This is a genomic window from Streptomyces sp. HNM0645 (assembly GCF_030056615.1).
GTDB classification, from domain to species: Bacteria; Actinomycetota; Actinomycetes; order Streptomycetales; family Streptomycetaceae; genus Streptomyces; species Streptomyces marianii.
Genome location: NZ_JASHLT010000064.1, coordinates 41,243 through 61,120, shown reverse-complemented (window position 1 = coordinate 61,120; position 19,878 = coordinate 41,243). Strand labels below are relative to the sequence as shown.

Here is a 19,878-nt window from a genome sequence, read left to right as displayed (position 1 = left end):
CGAGGCGCTGCTCGCCGAGGTGCTGGCCGGCGTCCTGCGCACCGAGCAGGTCCCCGCCGACGGCAACTTCTTCACCGACCTCGGCGCAGACTCCCTCGTCATGGCCCAGTTCTGCGCCCGCGTCCGCAAACGGGACGACCTCCCCACCGTGTCGATGAAGGACGTCTACCGCCACCCGACGATCCGCGGCCTGGCCGCGGAACTCGACCTTCCGGAGGCCGGACCCGGCGCTGCGGCCGGCCCCGGCAAGTCCGGTGCCTCCGCTGGGTCGACGTCCGTGACGACAGCGGGAACGACGACCGGAACGGCGGCCGGGACCGGCCCTGCGGAGGCACCCGCCAGGGCGCGCACGTGGCAGTACGTGCTGTGCGGCGCGCTGCAGCTCCTGTTCTTCCTCGGCATGTCCTTCGTCGTGGCGCTCGTCCTGACGAGCGGATACGAGTGGATCCGGGACGGCTCGGGGGCCGTCGGCGTGTATCTGCGGTCGGCCGTCTTCGCGGGCTTGGGCTTCACGGCCCTGTGCGCACTCTCCGTCGTCGGCAAGTGGCTGCTGATCGGACGATTCAGGCCCGGGCGGTTCCCCGTGTGGAGCCTCGGCTATCTGCGCTTCTGGTGCGTGAAGGCCCTGATCCGTACCAGCCCGATGCGCCTGTTCGTCGGCACCCCGCTGTACGTGCTGTACCTGCGGGCCCTGGGCGCGAGGATCGGGCGCAATGTGGCGATCTTCTCCCGCAACGTACCGGTGTGCACCGACCTGCTCACGGTCGAGGAGGGTTCCGTCATCCGCAAGGACGTGTTCTTCTCCTGCTACCGAGCGCACGACGGCGTGATCGAGACCGGCCCCGTCACCCTCGGCCGCGACGCGACGGTCAGCGAGCAGACGGTCCTCGACATCGGTACGTCGATGGGCGACGCCGCCCAGCTGGGCCACGCCTCCTCGCTGCACAGCGGACAGCACGTGCCCGCGGGCGAGTCCTGGCACGGCTCCCCGGCCCAACCCACCACCACGGACTTCCGCGCCGTCGGGGCCGCCCCGTGCGGCGGCCTGCGCAAGGTGCTCTACACGGCGGCGCAGCTCCTGCTGCTGCTGGGCGTGTACCTGCCTCTGGCGCTGGGCGGTCTCGGCCTGCTGTTCGCCGTACTGCCGCAGCTGGACGCCCTGCTGACTCCCGAGCCGACCTTCACCAACCCCGGTTTCTACCTCGACGCGCTGATCGCCTCGTTCGTGGCCTTCTTCGGCGGGCTTCTGGTGGGCCTGGTCATCGTGAACGCCGTGCCCCGGCTGCTGCGCCTGGTGATCGAGCCGGGCAGGGTCTACCCCCTGTTCGGGGTCCACCACGGCCTCCAGCGGGCCCTCACACGAATGTCCAACGTCAGGTTCTTCGTCCTGCTGTTCGGCGACAGCTCGGCCATCGTCCACTACCTGCGCGGCCTCGGATACGACCTGGGCCGGGTCGAACAGACGGGGTCCAACTTCGGCTCGCTGGTCAAGCACGACAGCCCGTACCTGAGCCGGGTCGGCACCGGCACGATGGTCGCCGACGGCCTCTCGGTCATCAACGCCGACTTCTCCAGCACGTCCTTCCGCTTCTCCCCCGCCTCCATCGGATCGGACAGCTTCCTCGGCAACAACATCGTCTATCCCGCGCGCAGCCGCGCCGGGGACAACTGCCTGCTGGCGACCAAGGTCATGGTGCCCATCGACGGACCGGTCCGCGAGAACGTGGGTCTGCTGGGCTCGCCGAGCTTCGAGATCCCGCGCACGGTCGTGCGGGACCGGCGGTTCGACCACCTCGCCGTCGGCGACGAACTGCGCCGCCGCCTGGGCGGGAAGAACAGGCACAACGCCTTCACGGCGGCCCTGTACCTGCTGATGCGCTGGATCCACTTCTACGTCGTCGCCCTCATCGCGATGGCCGCGGTGGACCTCTACCACAGCCATGGTCTGCCGCCGATAGCGCTGGCGAGCCTGATCACTCTGCTGTTCACCGTCGTCTACTACGCGCTGGTGGAACGGATCGTCACCCGCGTCCAGCCACTGAAGCCGCTGTACTGCTCGATCTACGACCAGTCCTTCTGGCGTCACGAACGCTTCTGGAAACTGACGACCCACCGCTACATGCAGCTCTTCAACGGCACTCCGTTCAAGAACCTCGTCTGGCGGCTGCTGGGGGTCCGCATCGGCCGGCGCGTCTTCGACGACGGCTGCTCGCTGATCGAACGGTCCCTCGTCACCATCGGCGACGAGTGCACCCTCAACGCCGGCACCGTCATCCAGTGCCACTCCCAGGAGGACGGCGCCTTCAAGTCCGACCAGGCCACCCTGGGCTCGGGCGTGACCCTCGGTGTCGGCGCCTTCGTCCACTACGGCACCACGGTCGGCGACCACGCCCGACTCGCCGCCGACTCCTTCCTGATGAAGGGTGAGGAAGTGCCCGCACGGGAGGGCTGGGGCGGCAACCCGGCCCGGGAGGGCGTTGCCGTGGCGACGGTGCCCGTCTGCCGCGAGCCGGCGGACGGCCGACGAGGGGCGCTGCGGTGACGCGCGGGACACCCGCTCCGCTGTGGGCCCCACCCGTCACGACCGGCGCCCGGACGACGACCCGACCGCCGTACCGCGCAGCGCGGTCCGTGCCGTCCTGATCCGTTCACGGAACCCACGGCGTCCGGTCCCGGACGCCGTGGAGGCGGCCACACGGAGAGTGGAGACCGTGGGTCGGGTGTCCGGCCGGGAGTCCGCCGTACGCCCGTCGGGGATGCGGGAAGCCGGCCCGGATGCGCCGCCCGGCGCGCATGAGTGCGTGGAACGGAGCGGCACTGCGTGGGACTGCGCACGACTGCGCGGGAGAGGGGGGCCGCGGCCGGAGTTGCCGGCGGTGATCCCCCCGGGGTGGAGGAGATGGGCCACCCCTGGCCACTCTCAACGTATAGCGCACAGGGGGGCTTGCGGCAAGGCCCCTGCGGTACCGCACAATCGCTGGCCGATGCCGGAACCTGCGGAAACGGGAGATTCGCCAAGTGCGTTTGCAGTTGTCGGTTCATGGGTCGTGCGATGCCGTCGGATCCGGTAGGACTCGGGGCGCGGTCGCGGGAGCTGGGCTCCGAGGCGTGCGTGTGCGCCGCCGCCCTTCGGCAGCGCCGCGGCGCGGAACGGAGCTGATGCCATGACCCCCTTGACCACCAGCGTGTTCGACCTACCCGACCGCCTCGCCCCCAAGGCCGATCCGGCACTGGTCGCCGATGACGAGCGGCACTTCGCCGTCATCGCGGAGAGCCTCGCGCAGGCGGTCGTCGAGCTGTCCGACCGCCTCGGCACCGAGCGCAGGGCGCCCGGTGGGGTGGGGCGGGCGGCGATGGACCGGGACTCGGAGATCCACCGGTTGACCGGCCGGCTGCGCGCCCTGCGCCGCTTCGGTCTGGACGTGTGCCTCGGACGCATCGTCGAGGCCGGCAACCCCGAGCCCGTCTACATCGGACGGTTCGGCCTCACCGACAGCACGGGACGCCGGCTGCTCCTCGACTGGCGCTCCCCCGCGGCGACGCCGTTCTTCGCCGCGACCCACGCCGAACCGATGGGTCTGGCGAGCCGCCGCCGGTACCGCTGGACCGGAGGCCGGATCAGCGACTACTGGGACGAGGTGTTCACCGCCGACGGACTGGAACGGCACGCCGCGCTCGACGACCAGTCGGCCTTCATCGCCAGCCTGGGCGGCGACCGGTCGGACCGGATGCGGGACGTGCTCGCCACCATCCAGGCCGACCAGGACGCCGTCATCCGGGCGGGCTCCCGCGGTGCCCTCGTCGTCGACGGCGGTCCTGGCACCGGCAAGACCGTCGTCGCCCTGCACCGCTCGGCGTACCTGCTCTACTCCGATCCCCGTCTCGGCGGGCGTCGGGGCGGTGTGCTGTTCGTCGGTCCGCACCAGCCCTATCTGGCCTACGTCTCCGACGTCCTCCCCGGCCTCGGCGAGGAGGGCGTGCGGACCTGCACGCTGCGGGACCTGGTGGCCGAGGGGGCCGGAGCGGCCGTCGAGGCCGACCCGGCCGTGGCCCGGCTGAAGTCGTCCGTCGACATGGTCAGGGCCATCGAGACGGCCGTGCGGTTCTACGAGGAGCCGCCCGCGGAGGGGATGACGGTCACGACCCCGTGGGCCGAGGTCCGGCTCGGCGCCGACGACTGGGCCGAGGCGTTCGCCGCGGCCGAGCCGGGCACTCCGCACAACGAGGCCCGCGACCAGGTCCGGGAGGCCCTTTTCGCCATCCTCGGTGACAAGCACGACGGCGATGTCCCGCCCGACCGGTTCCGCAGGTCGCTGCTGCACGACGAGGAGCTGATGGGGACCCTCAACCGGGCCTGGCCCCTGCTCGAGGCCGCCGATCTCGTCGGAGACCTGTGGTCGGTGCCTGCCTATCTGCGGATGTGCGCTCCCTGGCTGAGTCGCGACGACGTCCGCAGGCTGCAGCGCGTGGACGCCCAGGCCTGGACCGTGTCCGATCTGCCGCTCCTGGACGCGGCACGGCAGCGGCTCGGCGACCCGGAGGCGGCGCGGCTGAAACGTCGCCACGCGGCCGTCCTCGCCGCCCAGCGCGAGCGCATGGGTCAGGTCGTCGACAATCTGATCGAGGCCGCGGCCGACTCCGGCGCGGACGGCGACGACGGCGAAGGCCTGGTGACGATGCTGCGTGGTCGCGACGCCGGGGTCAGCCTGGTCGACGTGTCCGAACTGCCCACCGCCGAACGGGACCTGCTCGCCGGACCGTTCGCGCACGTCGTCGTGGACGAGGCCCAGGAGCTGACCGACGCGGAGTGGCAGATGCTGCTGCTCCGCTGCCCGTCCCGGAGCCTCACCATCGTCGGGGACCGCGCCCAGGCCCGGCACGGGTTCACGGAGTCGTGGCGGGAGCGCCTGGCCCGGATCGGGCTCGACCGGATCGAGGTGGCCTCCCTGACCATCAACTACCGGACGCCGGAGGAGGTCATGGCGGAGGCCGAGCCGGTCGTCCGGGCGGTGCTCCCGAACGCCAACGTCCCGACGTCCGTCCGCAGCGGCGGCCTCCCCGTACTCCACGGATCCGTCGCGGACCTGGACTCCGTGCTCGGCACCTGGCTCGCCGCGCACACCGACGGGATCGCCTGCGTCATCGGCGATCCCACGTTCCGCCCGACGTCCCGCGTACGGGCGCTGACCCCGGAGTCGTCGAAGGGGCTCGAGTTCGACCTCGTCGTCCTCGTCGACCCGGAGGCGTTCGGCACGGGTGTCGAAGGGGCGGTGGACCGCTATGTCGCGATGACGCGGGCGACCCGGCAACTCGTCGTCCTCACGCGTTCCTGACGCCTGCCGGGGCGGCGTGAGAACCGCCCGCGGGGCGGGCGCGGTCAGCGCGCCGGCAGCCCGGCCCGCTCGGCACCGGCCGCCCCGCGAAGCCGGGCCGGCCGGCAGCGGGGAGGCGCCTCCCGGGTGCGGCGCCTCGGCGTCCCCAGCCGGCTCACGGCCCGTCGGCCGCCGGACGGAGTCAGGGCAGAACGCGGTCGAAGGCGACGGGCAGGTGCCGGGGTCCGCGCAGTACGGCGCTGCCCCGGTAGGGCGGGGGGTCGGCGAGGAGGCGGGGGTTGTCGAGCCGCCGGACGAGTTCGGTGAGGGCGATCTGCGCCTCAAGACGGGCCAGCGGTGCGCCGAAGCAGCTGTGGACACCGCTGCCGAAGCCGAGGTGCTCGATGTCGGGGCGGTCGGGATCGAACTCGTCCGGGTCGGTGAAGCGCTTCGGGTCCCGGTTGCCCGATGCCAGGACCAGGGCGACCACCGACCCCTCCGGGATCGTCACACCGCCGATCTCGATGTCCGTCAGAGCGCCCCGCCGCGGAATGATCTGCACCGGCGGCTCGAACCGGAGCAGTTCCTCGACCAGCCGGGGCGCGATCTCCGGCTCCCGGCGCAGCCGCTCCCACTGGTCCGGCCGGCGCAGCAGGGTCAGCATGCCGTTGGTGATCAGGTTGACCGTCGTCTCGTGCCCGGCGATGAGCAGCAGGACCGCGGTGACCACGAGTTCCAGACGGCTGAGCGGTCCGCCCTCCGCGTCGTGGTCCGCCGCGAGCCGGAAGAGCATGCCGCCGTCGGACCCGCCGGCGCCGTTCTCGATCAGGTCGTTGAGGTAGAGGGCGAGTTCTTTTCGGGTCTCGGCGCCCTCCCGCAGCCGCACGGACGGGTCCTCACCCGGCCGCGGGTCGATGGAGGCGACCAGTTTGTCGGCCCAGGTGCGGAATTTCGGCTCGTCCTCGTGCGGCACCCCCAGGAGCCGGCAGATGACGGTCACGGGGAACGGGTAGGCGAACGCGTCGACCACATCGATCTCTCCACCCGCGGGGAAGGCGTCGACCAGCTCCCTCACGGCGGCTTCCATTTCCCCGCGCATGTCGTGGATCCGGTGCGGCGAGTGCGGCGGCCCGAACTGACGCATCACCAGACCGCGGACCCGGTCGTGCTCCGGCGGATCCATGGCGATGAAACTGGGTGGGAACTGTCCACCCGACGCCTCCTCCAGATCCGGGTGCGTGGAGGTGAGACGCGGATCGTGGAGCAGAGCCAGCAACTCGTGATACGTACTGACAGCGTAGCTGCCGTCCTCCTGCCGGCACACCGGCGTCCTGCGGAGCTCCGCGTACAGGGGATACGGATCAGCCCGGCTCCCGTAGTCGAGAATCTGCCGCATCAGGGTTTCGCCGTCCATGCCGGTCTCTCCTCCCACTCACCACGCCCGACGTCGGACCATCCGGCATTCTGACCACGATCGCGAATCGTCCGGTCGTCCCGAGGCGAAACCCGCGCGGCACGTCCCCTGACCGGCGCACACGGAGTGCGGTCGCGACCGGCGTCGTCGACCGGGTCGAGGTGCCCCGCCGTCAGGCCGGTGCGGGCGGCGGCCGCCGTCGCCGAGCACCCACGCCGGACCGCCGTACGGGACGAGCGGCCGGGAACGGCCGGGGACCGGGTCGCAGCACGGACACCCAGGCAGGTCGCTGCCGCGGGATCCGCCGGACCGTGTGTCATCCTCGGGGCAGGTCCGTGTCCCACCCGGCCTCACGGCCCCGGACGGGCCGTCACACCCGCACGGACAGTCGGCTGTTCGTGCGCCCGCGTACGACGATGGCGGCGGAAGGCGGTGCCTGTGGCGTTCGGTGAGGTCGTGTTCTTCGCGGTGGTGATCGCCCTGTCGCCGTTCACCCTCATCCCCGCCCTCTTCATGCAGTTCACCCCGCAGCCCCGGGCCACCAGCAGCGCCTTCCTGACCGGCTGGGTCATCGGCATCGTCGTGCCCGCGGTAGCGTGCGCCGCGCTGGCCTCCGTGGTCCAGCGTCCGGCGGAGGGGCACGGCTGGGTCGCCTGGGCCAGAGTCGTACTCGGCTCGCTCCTGATCCTCTTCGGCCTCCGCCAGTGGCTGACCAGACACGGCAGGCCCGCACCGGCCTGGATGCGGCTCCTCTCCGACGCGAGCCCGTCCAGGGCGTTCCGGCTCGGACTGCTGTTGTCGCTGGCCAACCCGAAGATCCTGCTGCTGTCCGCCGCGGCCGGTCTCACGGTCGGGGCAGCCGGCGCGGCCACCACGAGCGGCGTGACGGCCCTCGCGGTGTTCACCGTGTGCGCCGCCAGCACCGTGGCACTGCCGGTGGTGCTCCATCTGCTCATGGGCGAGCGCGTCCTCATCCCGTTGATGAGGGTCAGACAGTGGCTGGAGAGGCAGGCGGCCGGAGTGATGGCGGTGGTGATCGCCGCCATCGGTGTTCTCGTCCTCTTCGAGGGAGTCGTCAGGCTCTGAGCTCCGACGGGTCGTCAGGCTCCGGGCTCCGCCCGGGCGGCCGGCGGGTGGTCCGCGTGTCTGTTCGGCATCACCACGCCCCGCCGCCTCGTCCTCGACCGCCTCCGTCGAGAACGGCGACTCGCCCTCGGCGCAGACCGCCACCTCCCAGTAATGTCCCTTGCCGGCACCGACACCCGTATCCGCGCGCGGGCCGTACTGCTCCCGGACCGGCCCACGTTCCGAGGGAAGGCACTCATGACGACTGTGGCCGGCCTGCCCCCCGCGGGATCCATAGCGGCACGCCTCGAACGTCTGCCGCACTCCCGCTGGCATGTCAAGGTCCGTTTCCTGATCGGCGCCGTCACCTTCTTCGAGGCGTTCGACCAGCTGCTCGCCGCCTCCGCGCTTCCCGTCCTCATGAAGGAATGGCACCTGACGGCCGGGCAGGCCACCCTGGCCGTGACCGCCGGCTCCGTCGGCATGCTGTTCGGCGCCCTGGTCGCCGGATGGATGGGGGATGCCGTCGGCCGGGTGCGGACGGTCGCGGTGGGGGTCGCCGTCACGGCGCTCGCCGGGCTCGCCGTGGCCCTGTCCACGGGAATCGAGCTCTTCGCGCTCTTCCGCTTCGCCCAGGGCCTGGGCATCGGCGGTGTCGTCCCGGTCGCCGCCACCTACATCAACGAGATCGCGCGTTCGGACAAGCGTGGCCGGTTCGTGCTGCTCTACGAGATGATCTTCCCCGCCGGGCTCGCGGTCGCGACCCTGGTCGCCGTGTGGGTCGTGCCCAACCTCGGCTGGCGGGCGATGTTCCTGATCGGCGCCCTGCCCGTGCTGATCGCCGCCGTGCTGCCCCGCCACGTCGCCGAGTCACCGCGCTGGCTGCTGGCGCGCGGACGGACGGAGGAGGCCGAGCGGGTCATCGCGGCGATCGAGGCGGAGGTCGTCCGCTCCACCGGGGCGCCGCTGCCCGAACCCGCCGCCGTGGAGAAGGGGGAGGAGAGCGCCCGGGGAAGGCTGAGAGAGCTGTTCACCGGACGGTACCTGAGGCGCACGACGGTCGTCTCGGCCCTGTGGTTCGTCGCGTACTACGTCAACCACGGAATCTCCGTCTGGCTGCCGTCGCTCTACACCGGGCACTTCGGCCTCGGCCTGGCCACGGCCCTCGGCTACACCCTGCTCAGCAATGTGACCGGGCTGCTCGGCACCCTGCTCGTCGCCCTGCTGATCGACCGGGTCGGCCGCCGGCCGGCGCTGGTGACCGCACTCGGCGGCAGCGCGCTCGCACTGACCACGCTCGCGGTGACCGGAGCCGCCTCCGGCGGACGGGTGGCACTCTTCGCGTCCTGTACGACGTTCTTCGTGTACGCCGTCAACTGCGGGCTCTACCTCTACTCCCCCGAGCTGTACCCCACACGGAACCGCGCGAGGGGCGCGGCCTTCGGTGGGTTGTGGAACCGGCTGGGCGTCGTCCTCGGCCCGATCGTCGTCGGCGCGGTCCTGGGTGCCGGCGGCAGCCTGACGCTCGTCTTCGCCCAGTTCGCGGCCGTGGCGGTGGTGGGCACGGTCATCGCCTGCTTCGCGGTCGAGACGAAGGGCAGGACGCTGGAGGAGCTCAACGCCTGACCGGGCACTCCCGATCCACCCACCTCCTCCGGCGTGCGTCGCGGGTCGCGCGTTCCCGGAAGGCGATTCACACGCGCGCAGACATTTGCCGCAGAACAACAATGCATGAGCAGCAACCGACAGGGAAGGCGCCCGGAACCAGCCCACCTTCGGGGAGGAGTGCTAGCTCATGACGACGCCCGCCACCCACCTGGATCCCGCTCCTCCTGCCGGAGCGCCGGGCCCCGGTCCGAGGGGCAGCGGCTTCGCCGGACTTCCCCGCATCGGCCGTGCCACCGAGGTCTCGCCCGAGGACGCTCGGCCACTGACCCTCCTGTTCCTTCAACGGCTGGGCGAGTTGGAGGAGGGCACGCGGGAGCACCAGTACGTCCGCAACACCCTGATCGAGATGAACCTCTCCCTGGTCAGGTTCGTGGCCAACCGCTTCCGCAACCGCGGCGAGGGGGAGATGGAGGACATCGTGCAGGTCGGTACGGTCGGGCTGATCAAGGCCATCGACCGGTTCGACCTCAGCCGGGAGGTCGCCTTCACCTCCTTCGCCGTCCCGTACGTCCAGGGCGAGATCATGAGGTACTTCCGCGACACCTCCTGGGCCGTGCACGTGCCGCGCCGCCTCCAGGAACTGCGCGTCGAACTCGCCAGGGCCAGGGAGCGGCTCGTCGCCGAACTGGACCGCGATCCCAGCGTGGAGGACCTCGCCGAACACCTCGGGCGCACGAAGGACGAGGTCGTCGAAGGCATGGTGGCCGCCGCCGGATACCGGGCCGGCTCGCTGGACACCCCGAACACCGACAGCGACGACGAGCACGCGGCCCTGGCCAGCGGCCGATCCCTGCCGGACCGGATCGGCATCGACGACCCCGGGATGCAACTCGTGGAGAACATCCGCGCCCTGGTGCCCCACATGGCCGAACTCGACGACCGCGAGCGCACCATCCTCGAACTCCGGTTCGGCGGTGAGATGACACAGGCCCGGATAGGCGCCGAGCTCGGCATCTCCCAGATGCACGTCTCACGCCTGCTGGCCGGCACCCTGGCCAAGCTGCGTAGGCGCATGCTCGCCGACGGATGACCGGGGCCGCCGGGGCCCGCTTCGTTCCGCTCCGGTGTGTCCCTCCCCTCCGGGGCCCTTCCCGGCCCGGCGCTCCGCGCGCGGATCCGCCGGCTGACGGCCCGGCCACAACTCCGGCCGCCGGGATGCGGTCACAGCCGGTCAAGCCGGCCCGCCCGGCCCGTGCTCGAAGTGGCTCGGCCTGCCGTCGCGGGTGACCAGCCGTCCCAGACCGGCGGCCTCGGTACGCGGCAGGAGGCTCCATGTGCCGTCCGCTCGTCGCAGGGCCGCGGAATGCCACGGAGTGGTCCATGCGTCGGGGGCGTCGAGCAGTCGGATGCCGAACTTGGGCGCGCCGGCGGGCTGGGGATGGATGGAGAGGCGCACCGACCGGGGGTGGTGCTCCGCGACGAGTGCTCCCCAGGCGCGGCTGCGCTGGATGACACCGTAGGCGCGGCGCCGGCACTCGCGCTGGAGGGCGGACCGGGTGCCGGCGAAGTCCGCGGTGTCGTCGAGGAGGAAGCGCGTGATGCCCCGGTAGAGCGCGAGGGTGTGCTCGTCGGTACGCACCTCGCACCGCAGTTCGTCCAGGCCGGGGGCGTAACGGTCGTGGACCCAGGCGCGTTTCGCCGGATTCGGCAGGTCGCCGAGGACGTCCCTGAGGTCGAAGACGGACAGGTGGTCCAGGCGGAGCTCGGAGATCAGCCGGCCGAGTTCGTCCGAGTAGGCGTCCACGTGCTCGTCGGGAACCCGGACGAGGTCGCCGAAGACATGGCCGTCGGAGCAGATGACGACCCGGGCACCGGGGGCGTGGACCTCCCCGATGCGGGCGCACAGCGAGTTCAGGAAGGCGAGGGAGAGCCGCTCCCCCTGGTCGGGGAGACGACCGAGGACCTTGGCCGGGTTCGGGGACTTGCAGGGAAATCCGGGCAGGGTGAGGACGATGGGTTCGTTCCGACGCACGTGGCCCCCGATCTGCCGGAGCTGGTGGGGAAACGCGCCGGCCGGCGCGGACCGGACGTCGGCCGTGCGGTGGTGGGGCAGGAGCAGGTTCAGGACCGCGGTGGCGACGGTACGGGCGTCGGCTGCTGTCGTCAGCGGCATGCGGGGACTCCGTGAGGGGCGTGTGCGGATACGGCGGCATGGCGCCTCGGCGGGCGGGCGGGCGGGCGCGGCCGTTCGGTCGGGCGGTCGGTCGGGCGGTCGGTCGGTCGGTCGGTCGGTCGGGAAGGATCGTTTGCGTGGCGGACCGGGCCTTTCCGGGTCGGCCGGGTCCGGAACGGCTCAGAGGCGCCGGTCGTAACCGGCGGGCAGCAGGTCGGCGCCGCGGCCGAGGACGGCCGGGATCCACCGGATGTCCTCGTCCGGGACGGCGAGGTGGAGGCCGGGCAGCCGGGCCAGGAGGGTGCCGAGTGCGGTACGGAGTTCGGCGCGGGCGAGCGCGGCACCGGGGCAGAAGTGGATGCCGTGCCCAAAGGCGAGGTGCGGGTTGGGACTGCGGTCGAGGTCGAGCTCGTCGGGCCTCCGGAAGCGCCGGGGGTCGCGGTTGGCGGCGCACAGGGAGACGATCACGGAGTCCCCGGCCGGGACCGGGGTGCCGTGCAGATCGCTGTCCTCGGCGAAGAAGCGCCAGGTGGTCAGCTCGAACGCGCTGTCGTAGCGCAGGAGTTCCTCCACGGCGCGGGGCAGCAGACCGGGGTCGTCGCGCAGCCGCCGGAGCTTGTCCGGATGGCGGAAGAGGGCGATGAGCGCGGTGGTGATCTGGTTGGTGACCGGTTCCTGACCTGCGACGAGGAGCTGGAAGATCATGGAGTCCAGTTCCTCCTGGGACAGCTCCCTGCGGTCGCGGGCCACGACGAGCCGGCTGAGCAGGTCGTCGTCCCCGTGCTCGCGCTTGTGGGCGACGACCTCGGCGATGTAGAGCTGCAGCCCGTGCAGCCGCGCCTCGTAAACGGGCCGGCCGGGGTCGGTGGGGCCGACCGGCTGGACGACCTTGCCCCAGTCACGGTCGAAGCGGGCCGCGAGTTCGGCGGGCAGGCCGATGACCTCGGTGAGGACCTGGAAGGGGAAGTGGGCGGCGAAGCCGGAGACCAGGTCGGCGGGTCCGGTGTCGGGCAGGGCGTCGACGAGGGCGTCGGCCAGTTGCCGGAAGCGCGGCAGCAGGCCCTCGACACGGCGGGGGGTGAAGGCGTCGGTCAGGTAGCGCCGCATGCGGGTGTGCTTCGGCGGGTCCTGGTGGAGCAGGTGCACCTGCAGCTGGGAGTGCTGGGGCTCGGGCATGATCGAAGCGCGGGCGCGCCAGCGGTCGTTGCCCCGGTCGTGGTTCTTGCCGAGGCGGTCGTCGTTCAGAGCGGCGTGGGCGGCCTCGTAACCGGTGACGAGCCAGGCGTTCACCCCGCTGGGGAAGACCACCCGGTGGACCGGTCCTGCCTCCCGCATCCGCTCGTAGAGGGGGTGGGGATTGCTCTTGTACGGACAGCCCGTCAGCGGTACCGGCACCGGGAGGGCGTCGGCGTGGTAGGCGGCGGGAGGCGTTTCGTGAAGGGTCATGATGCACTCCTCAGAGGGCGAGTTCGGGCCGGTGGTGGTCCAGCCACAGGGCGAGGTCGACCACGCGTTCGAGACGGAGGCGGTGCCCCCACTCCAGCCGGTCGGGCGGGGTGTCGAGGCAGGGCTTGATGACGGATTCGTCCGCCAGGGAGCGGACCTGGGGGACGGAGAGCACGTCCCGGGCCATCTCCTGCAGCCCGCGGTTGTAGTCGGGGTGGTGGGTGGCCGGGTAGTGGTTCTTGGGCCGGTACAGCACCGAGTCCGGGGCGAGGCCGGCGCCCGTGGCCCGCAGCAGGCTCTTCTCCCGGCCGTCGAAACTCTTCAGATCCCAGGTCGTGTTGAAGGCGTACTCGACCAGCCGGTGGTCGCAGTACGGGACGCGGACCTCCAGCCCCTGCGCCATGCTGAGGCGGTCCTTGCGGTGCAGCAGCTGGCGGAGCCAGCGGGTCAGTGACACGTGCTGCATCTCGCGCTGGCGGTGCTCGGTCACGGTCTCACCGTCGGTGTGCGGGACGGCTGCCAGGGCGTCGCGGTAGGTGTCCTCGCGGAACTCGGCCATGCGGAGATCGAGTTCGGGGTTCATGGGCATGGCTGCCTCGTCCCCCGTGACCAGCAGCCAGGGGAAGGTGGAAGCGGCCAGCGCCTTGGGGTTGTGGAACCAGGGGTAGCCGCCGAACACCTCGTCCGCCGCCTCGCCGGACAACGCCACGGTGGAGTGCTGCCGGATCCGCCCGAACAGCAAGTACAGCGAGGTGTCCATGTCCCCCACCCCGATCGGCGAGTCCCGGGCCACCACGACCGCCTTGCGGTGCCCGGGGTCGAGCAGGGAACGCGGGTCAAGAACGACCGTGGAGTGGTCGGTACCGATGTAGGCACCGGCCTCCGTGGCGAACGGGGTGTCGTGGCCGGTGCGCAGCACGTCGCCGGTGAACTGCTCGGCCTGGTCTCTGTAGTCGACGGCGTAGGAGCGGATACGGGCGTCAGGGCCTTCGCGTCGCCGTAGTTCACCGGCGAGCAGCGCGGTCAGGACGGTGGAGTCGATGCCGCCGGACAGCAGGCTGCACAGCGGGACGTCCGCCTCCAGCTGACTGTGCGCCGCGGTGGCGACGAGCTCGCGGATCCGGTCGGCGGTGGCGTCCCGGTCGTCGTCGTGGGGCCGCGCCTCCAGCTGCCAGTAGCGGCGTTCGCGGATACCGCGGCGGTCCAGGACGAGGATGCCGCCCGGCTCGACCTCGCGCACGCCCGACCACACCGTCGGTCCGGTGTTGAAGAGCAGGCTGTACGCCTCCCGCAGTCCGTCCGCGTCGACGCGGGGGTGGATCTCGGGGTGGGCGAACAGGGCCTTGGGCTCCGAGGCGAAGGCCAGCCCGCCGTCGACGGCGGCCCAGAGGAGCGGCTTCACGCCGAGGCGGTCGCGGACCAGGAGGAGGCGCCGCGCACGTTCGTCCCAGACCGCGAAGGCGAACATGCCGTCCAGGTGCTCCGCGACGTCCTCACCCCACTGCCGGTAGGCCAGCAGCACCACCTCGGTGTCGCTCCGGGTGCGGAAGTGGTGGCCGAGGCTCCTCAGTTCGGCGCGCAGTTCGCGGTGGTTGTAGACCTCCCCGCTGTAGGTGAGGACGACGGCCGGCTCGTCGGGCCGGTCGGTCATCGGCTGGACTCCGCCGGGAAGGTCGATGACGGCGAGGCGGCGGTGTCCGAATGCCGCGTCCCGGCCCAGCCAGACGCCGCCCGCGTCGGGTCCGCGGGGGGTGAGGGTGGCCGTCATGGCCTCGATGACGGGTGCTCGGCTGCGGGCGTTCCTGTGGAAGGACACCCAGCCGGTGATTCCGCACACGGGCAGTCTCCTCGGTCAGTTGGGGGCGGCGGTGGCCGCGTTCGTCGTCGCCGCCGTGCCGGCGCTGCGGCGTGCGGGCAGAAGGAGCAGGGGTACGGAGAGGCAGCCGGCCGCGGCGGCCAGTCCCAGGCCGGCCCGGGCGCCGTGACCGGATCCGGCGAGGCCCCAGGCGGCGGTGGCGAGGGCGGGACCGAGCGTGAAGCCGAGGCTCCGGGCGAGCTGGACCGTCGAGCCGACGGTGGCGACGCGCTCCGGCGGCGCCGCCCCCATCACCAGGGCCTGTGTCGGGCCGCCGCCCAGTCCCATGCCGAGTCCGGCGAGTGCCAGGCGGCAGGCCACACCGCCCGGTGACCACCCTCCGTCGACCGGGACCAGCAGGAGCAGCCCGGCCGAGGTGACCACGGCTCCGACGGCCGCGACCGGCCGGGCGCCGTACCGGTCGGCGAGGCGTCCGCCGAGCGGCCCGGCAAGTCCCATGCCGAGGGGGAAGGCGAGCACGGTCAGGCCGGTGGCGGTAGCGCTGACGCCGTTGACGCGCTGCAGGTACAGGGCGACGACGTAGTGCGTCGCGGCGAAGCCGGTCGCCAGTGCCAGCACCGCGCCGTGCGCCGCGGGCAGTCCGGGCGTGCGCAGCACTCCGGTCACGGGCCGGCCGCCCTCTCCGCGCAGCCACAGCCACAGCGGCGGTACGGCGGCGACGGTGAGCGCCAGCCAGGAGGAGTCGCCCGCGGCGAGTGTCAGAGCCACGAGCAGAACCGTTACGCCCGTGGCGACGAGCGCCACGTCCGGGAGCGCTCTCGTACGGGGCAGGCGCGGTCCGCGGTCGCGGGGCATCGCCCTCCACGCCACGACCAGCGCCAGCAGGCAGAAGGGGATCTTGACGAGGAAGACCGCACGCCAACCCAGGCCGTCCAGCAGCAGTCCGCCGACCGCGGGGCCGGTCACCGCGCCGAGCGGACCGAGCGTCGCCGGCACGCTCATCGCCCTGCCGCGCAGCTCCGGCCGCACCGACCCGACGGCGAGCACGGGCATCAGCACGAACAGCACCGCCCCGAAGGCGCCCTGGGCCAGCCGGGCCGTGACGAGCAGACCGGCCCAGGGGGCGGCCGCGGCGAGGGCGCTGCACAGGCCGAAACCGGCGGTCGCGGCCAGGACCGCGGAACGCCGACCCGCGCCGTCCAGCCACCGGCCGACGGGGAGCAGCAGGGCGACGACGGGAAGCTGGTAGCCGAGCACGACCCACTGGGCCGTGGCGGCGGTCACGTCCAGGTCCCGGGAGATCTCCGCCAGCGCCACGTTGACGATGTTCATGTCGAGCATGGCCACGAACGACAGCAGTCCCGCCAGGGCCACCAGGAGCCACCGGTCTCCGCCGCCGGGTATCCGTCCGGGCTCCGCCGAGCCCCCGCCGTGGTGCGTCACCCGTCCGCCCTCCGCTGTGGGACGGCCGCCGGGCGGCGGCCTCGTCCCACATGTCGTTGCCACCCCGCGATGAGTTCCCGGCCGGTTCCGGGAACTGTGCCCGGAGGCAGGGCTGTTGCGGCGCGGGCGGGGCGTGACTCCGCCGTCGCCGTCCGGGCCACCGGTACCCGCCCGGCGGGTACCGAATCCGGCGACGGGGAACCCCGGGGCCTCCTCGGCCGACGTCTGCTGTGACACCTGAAACCAGTGGTGCGCCCGTGCCGCGAGGTACCCCTCTCGCCGCGGCGCTGAACAGCCGCCCCCGCGCACCCGTACGCCGGTGAGAGCGCTCACCGGCACCGAGGAGTGGTCCCATGACCCAGAAGCACTACAACGTCACCGGTATGAGCTGCGGGCACTGCGTGGCGAGCATCACCGAGGAGGTCCGCGAGGTGGCCGGTGTGAGCGAGGTCGTGGTCGACCTGGCCGCGAACGCCGTCACCGTGCACGGCACGGACCTCGACGACGAACGGCTCCGCGCCGCCATCGTCGAGGCCGGCTACGGGATCGGCGATCCGGTGAGCGCGTGACCCCCGGACCGCATGCACGCCGGAGGGGCAGGACGGCCGTCCTGCCCCTCCGGCGCCGTCCGGGCTCCACCGTCATCCGGCGGTGTCGGGCTCCAGCGCGGGCGCCGCCGGGGCGGCGGCGGGCGCCCTGTGGTCGAAGGCGATGAGCGGGTCGCCGGTGAGGGGGTGGTCTACCACGGCCGCCCGGACCCCGAACACGTCCGCCATCAGCTCCGGCGTGATCACCTCACGAGGCGGTCCGGAGGCGACGACCGTCCCGGAGTGCAGGACGTGCAGCCGGTCGCACACGGACGCGGCCGCATTGAGGTCGTGCAGCGACACCAGGGTGGTGCGGCGCTGTGCCCTGAGGAGGGCGAGCAGTTCCACCTGGTGCCGGACGTCCAGGTGGTTGGTCGGTTCGTCGAGCACCAGGACGTCGGGCTCCTGGGCGAACGCACGGGCCAGCAGCACCCGCTGGCGTTCGCCGCCCGACAGCGCCGTGAAGCGCCGTCCGGCCGCCGTGCCCATGCCGACGTCCGCCAGGGCGCGGGCGACGACGTCCCGGTCGGCGGCGTCGTCCCCGGCGAACGCCCTCTTGTACGGCGTACGCCCCATGGCCACCACCTCCCGTACCGTCAGCTCGAACTCGCTGCCCCGCTCCTGCGGCAGCGCCGCCACATGGCGCGCCGAGCGGCCAGGCGACAGCTCGCGGATGTCGCGTCCCGCCAGCAGCACCCGGCCCGCGACGGGACTCAGATGCCGGTAGACGGTGCGCAGGAGGGTGGACTTGCCGCTGCCGTTCGGGCCGACCAGCCCGGTGATCTCCCCCTCGGCCGCGATCAGGCGGGCGCCGGACACGACCGTGCTGCCCGCATAGGCGACGTGCAGGTCCTCCATGTCGATCCTCAACTGCCGCCCCCCAGGCGTCGGTCCAGCAGATACAGCAGGGCCGGGGCTCCGATCAGGGAGGTGACCACACCGGCCGGCAGCTCCTGCGTGTCCATGGCCGTCCGGCACACGATGTCGACCACCACCATCAGCAGCGCCCCGAAGAGCGCGGAGACCGGCAGCAGCCGGCGGTGGTCGCCGCCGACGACCAGACGACAGGCGTGCGGCACCATCAGGGCGACGAACGCGATCGCGCCGGACACGGCGACGAGCACTCCGGTCAGGACGCTGGTCACCGTGAACAGTTCGCGGCGCAGCCTCGTGACGTCGACGCCGAGTCCGGCCGCGGTCTCGTCGCCCATCAGCAGGGCGTTGAGCCCGCGGCCGCGCGCGTGCAGCCACAGCAGCGCCGCGGGCACGGCGACGGCGGGCACGGCGAGCATCGACCAGCTCGCCCCGCTCAGGCTCCCCATCAGCCAGAACAGCACGCTGTGCGTCTGCTGTCCGTCCCCGGTCTGCAGCACCAGGTAACTGGTGAGGCCGGAGAGGAACTGCCCGATCGCCACACCGGCCAGGACCAGCCGCAGCGGAGCGAACCCGCCGCCGCGCCGGGCCACCGCCCACACCAGGGCGAAGGTGGCCAGGGCACCGGCGAAGGCGGCGCCGGACAACCCGAGGCCCAGTGCTCCGCCCGCACCGAGCCCCAGCACGATCGCGGCGACGGCACCCAGGGAGGCCCCGTTGGAGATGCCCAGCAGATACGGGTCGGCCAGCGGGTTGCGTACCAGGGCCTGCACCGCCGTCCCCACGAGGCCGAGTCCGGCGCCGACGAGCGCGGCGAGCAGCGCCCGGGGGACCCGCAGCTGCCAGACGATCAGGTCGTCCGTGCCGGGCCGCGGCGCCTCGCCGGTCAGCCGTCTGCCCACGACGCCCCACACCTCACCGGGCGGGATGGACGTGGCGCCCCAGGAGACCGCCGCGGTCAGGGCGGCCAGCAGAGCCGCGCCGAGGACGATCGCGAGCAACCCGGCGGGCACGGTACGCGCCTCGCCGGGGGTCCTCGCCCCGCGGCGGGACGCGGCCGGCGTGTCCAGCACGGTCACTTGACCTTGTCCGGGTGGATGGCCCTGGCGATGTCCCGGACCGTGGTGGCGTTCTCCACTCCCGCGATCGTGGTGCGCTCGGAGCCGATGCGCAGGAACCTGCCCTCCTTCACGGCCTTCAGGCCCTTGGTGGCGGGGTTGCCCTCGAGCCACGCCCGCGCCTCGTCGAACGCCTTGTCGTTCCCGGCCTCGCTGCCCCGGTTGCGCACGCCGAGCTGGATCCAGTCCGGGTTTCTGGACACCACGTCCTCCCAGCTCACCTGCTTGAAGTCGGCGTCGCAGTCCGCGAACACGTTGCGGGCGCCCGCCAGGGTGATCAGCGCGTTGGCGACCTGGCGGTTGCACACCGCGACCGGTTGCCTGGTACCCGCGTCGTAGTCGAAGAAGAAGTAGGTCGGCCGCGCGTCCCCGGCGGCTCCTCCGATCGCCTTCTGGACGCCGTCCACCTTCTCCCTCATGCCGGCGACGAGTTCCTTCGCCTTCTCGCTGGTGCCCGTGACGGCTCCGAGGGAGGTGATGTCGTTCTCGACCGCGGACAGGTCCGTCGACGGGGTCTTGCTCATCGCCGCGCAGGCGGTGGACTTGAGGTGGAGGCGGTTGATCCCGGCTGCCCTGAACTCCTCCTCGGTCGGCGCGTCACCCATGCCGCCGCCCATGCCGGCCATCGAGGCGAAGGTGTCGATGTACAGGTCGGCTCCGGAGCCGAGGAGCTTCTCCTTCGGGACGACCGTCCGGCTGAGGACCTCGACCTTCTGCGCCTGGGCGTCGAGTTCGCCGGGCAGCGCGCCCTTTCCGGGCGGGAACCCCGTGCCGATCACCCTGTCGCCCGCTCCCAGGCGGAGCAGGAGCTCCAGAGCGGAGGCGTCGCTGGTGACGATCTTCTTCGGGGCGGCGGCGAAGGTGGTCTCGGCGCCCGTGCAGTCGGTTGCGGTCACGGGGTATCCGCCGGAGGCCGCGGACTTCCCCGTTCCCCTGTTTCCGCTGCCCTCCCCGCCACCGCAACCCGACGCGAGCAGGCCGAGCACCGCGATCGCCGTACCGCACCACACACGAGAACGCATG

14 protein-coding genes are annotated in these 19,878 nt (G+C 72.3%); 6 read left to right on the top strand and 8 right to left on the bottom strand.

The annotated features are described in order from the left end of the window. Together QMZ92_RS32395 and helR are read left to right on the top strand one after the other, a co-directional pair. A partial coding sequence (locus QMZ92_RS32395) for a Pls/PosA family non-ribosomal peptide synthetase (RefSeq protein ID WP_502962187.1) occupies window positions 1-2,542 on the top strand: 2,542 nt, incomplete at its 5' end. A 622-nt stretch (window positions 2,543-3,164) separates the two neighbouring features. Next, the gene (gene helR, locus QMZ92_RS32390; RefSeq protein ID WP_283301144.1) at window positions 3,165-5,333 is read left to right on the top strand and encodes an RNA polymerase recycling motor ATPase HelR; all 2,169 of its coding nucleotides are present in this window, start codon (window positions 3,165-3,167) and stop codon (window positions 5,331-5,333) included. A gap of 181 nt (window positions 5,334-5,514) precedes the next feature. Here the strand turns inward: helR and QMZ92_RS32385 are convergent, their stop codons facing one another. Next, window positions 5,515-6,726 carry a cytochrome P450 gene (locus tag QMZ92_RS32385; RefSeq protein WP_283301143.1) on the bottom strand — a complete coding sequence of 404 codons (1,212 nt, stop codon included), beginning with the start codon at window positions 6,724-6,726 and terminating at the stop codon, window positions 5,515-5,517. 438 nt (window positions 6,727-7,164) lie between these two features. Between QMZ92_RS32385 and QMZ92_RS32380 the strand changes: the two genes are divergently transcribed. The 3 genes from QMZ92_RS32380 (at window position 7,165) to QMZ92_RS32370 (ending at window position 10,489) form a co-directional block, all read left to right on the top strand. Continuing rightward, window positions 7,165-7,812, top strand: coding sequence for a GAP family protein (locus QMZ92_RS32380; RefSeq protein ID WP_283301141.1), 648 nt, complete (start codon window positions 7,165-7,167; stop codon window positions 7,810-7,812). 237 nt (window positions 7,813-8,049) lie between these two features. Beyond that, window positions 8,050-9,417, top strand: coding sequence for an MFS transporter (locus QMZ92_RS32375; RefSeq protein ID WP_283301140.1), 1,368 nt, complete (start codon window positions 8,050-8,052; stop codon window positions 9,415-9,417). A gap of 169 nt (window positions 9,418-9,586) precedes the next feature. Continuing rightward, a complete protein-coding gene (locus QMZ92_RS32370) occupies window positions 9,587-10,489 on the top strand; it encodes a SigB/SigF/SigG family RNA polymerase sigma factor (RefSeq protein WP_283301139.1) in 903 nt (300 codons plus the stop codon). 141 nt (window positions 10,490-10,630) lie between these two features. Here the strand turns inward: QMZ92_RS32370 and QMZ92_RS32365 are convergent, their stop codons facing one another. The 4 genes from QMZ92_RS32365 to QMZ92_RS32350 all read right to left on the bottom strand — a co-directional run bounded on the left by QMZ92_RS32365 (window position 10,631) and on the right by QMZ92_RS32350 (window position 16,277). Further along, window positions 10,631-11,572, bottom strand: a complete 942-nt coding sequence (locus QMZ92_RS32365) for an L-tyrosine/L-tryptophan isonitrile synthase family protein (protein WP_283301138.1) — start codon at window positions 11,570-11,572, stop codon at window positions 10,631-10,633. Window positions 11,573-11,752: 180 nt separating this feature from the next. Further along, on the bottom strand, window positions 11,753-13,018 hold the full coding sequence (locus QMZ92_RS32360; protein ID WP_283301137.1) for a cytochrome P450 family protein: 1,266 nt from the start codon (window positions 13,016-13,018) through the stop codon (window positions 11,753-11,755). 10 nt (window positions 13,019-13,028) lie between these two features. Beyond that, window positions 13,029-14,855 (bottom strand): asparagine synthase (glutamine-hydrolyzing), encoded by a 1,827-nt coding sequence (gene asnB, locus QMZ92_RS32355; protein ID WP_283301136.1) that lies wholly within the window; start codon window positions 14,853-14,855, stop codon window positions 13,029-13,031. Window positions 14,856-14,870: 15 nt separating this feature from the next. Next, window positions 14,871-16,277 (bottom strand): MFS transporter, encoded by a 1,407-nt coding sequence (locus QMZ92_RS32350; RefSeq protein WP_283301135.1) that lies wholly within the window; start codon window positions 16,275-16,277, stop codon window positions 14,871-14,873. 353 nt (window positions 16,278-16,630) lie between these two features. Between QMZ92_RS32350 and QMZ92_RS32345 the strand changes: the two genes are divergently transcribed. Further along, a complete protein-coding gene (locus QMZ92_RS32345; RefSeq protein WP_283301134.1) occupies window positions 16,631-16,846 on the top strand; it encodes a heavy-metal-associated domain-containing protein in 216 nt (71 codons plus the stop codon). A 72-nt stretch (window positions 16,847-16,918) separates the two neighbouring features. Here the strand turns inward: QMZ92_RS32345 and QMZ92_RS32340 are convergent, their stop codons facing one another. From QMZ92_RS32340 to QMZ92_RS32330, 3 genes are read right to left on the bottom strand one after another with little or no spacing between them, the layout of a single operon-like run. Then, on the bottom strand, window positions 16,919-17,734 hold the full coding sequence (locus QMZ92_RS32340) for an ABC transporter ATP-binding protein (protein ID WP_283301133.1): 816 nt from the start codon (window positions 17,732-17,734) through the stop codon (window positions 16,919-16,921). Next, window positions 17,731-18,810, bottom strand: coding sequence for a FecCD family ABC transporter permease (locus QMZ92_RS32335; protein ID WP_283301132.1), 1,080 nt, complete (start codon window positions 18,808-18,810; stop codon window positions 17,731-17,733). The genes QMZ92_RS32340 and QMZ92_RS32335 overlap by 4 nt, the downstream gene beginning before the upstream one ends. A 2-nt stretch (window positions 18,811-18,812) precedes the next feature. Further along, on the bottom strand, window positions 18,813-19,877 hold the full coding sequence (locus QMZ92_RS32330; protein WP_283301131.1) for an ABC transporter substrate-binding protein: 1,065 nt from the start codon (window positions 19,875-19,877) through the stop codon (window positions 18,813-18,815). Window position 19,878: the final 1 nt, after the last annotated feature.

Excerpts from the sequence above, each read along its gene's own strand:
- helR (WP_283301144.1), top strand. The coding sequence starts at position 3,165 with ATGACCCCCTTGACCACCAGCGTGTTCGACCTACCCGACCGCCTCGCC.
- QMZ92_RS32385 (WP_283301143.1), bottom strand. The coding sequence starts at position 6,726 with ATGGACGGCGAAACCCTGATGCGGCAGATTCTCGACTACGGGAGCCGG.
- QMZ92_RS32375 (WP_283301140.1), top strand. The coding sequence starts at position 8,050 with ATGACGACTGTGGCCGGCCTGCCCCCCGCGGGATCCATAGCGGCACGC.
- QMZ92_RS32370 (WP_283301139.1), top strand. The coding sequence starts at position 9,587 with ATGACGACGCCCGCCACCCACCTGGATCCCGCTCCTCCTGCCGGAGCG.
- QMZ92_RS32365 (WP_283301138.1), bottom strand. The coding sequence starts at position 11,572 with ATGCCGCTGACGACAGCAGCCGACGCCCGTACCGTCGCCACCGCGGTC.
- QMZ92_RS32360 (WP_283301137.1), bottom strand. The coding sequence starts at position 13,018 with ATGACCCTTCACGAAACGCCTCCCGCCGCCTACCACGCCGACGCCCTC.
- QMZ92_RS32345 (WP_283301134.1), top strand. The coding sequence starts at position 16,631 with ATGACCCAGAAGCACTACAACGTCACCGGTATGAGCTGCGGGCACTGC.
- QMZ92_RS32330 (WP_283301131.1), bottom strand. The coding sequence starts at position 19,877 with ATGCGTTCTCGTGTGTGGTGCGGTACGGCGATCGCGGTGCTCGGCCTG.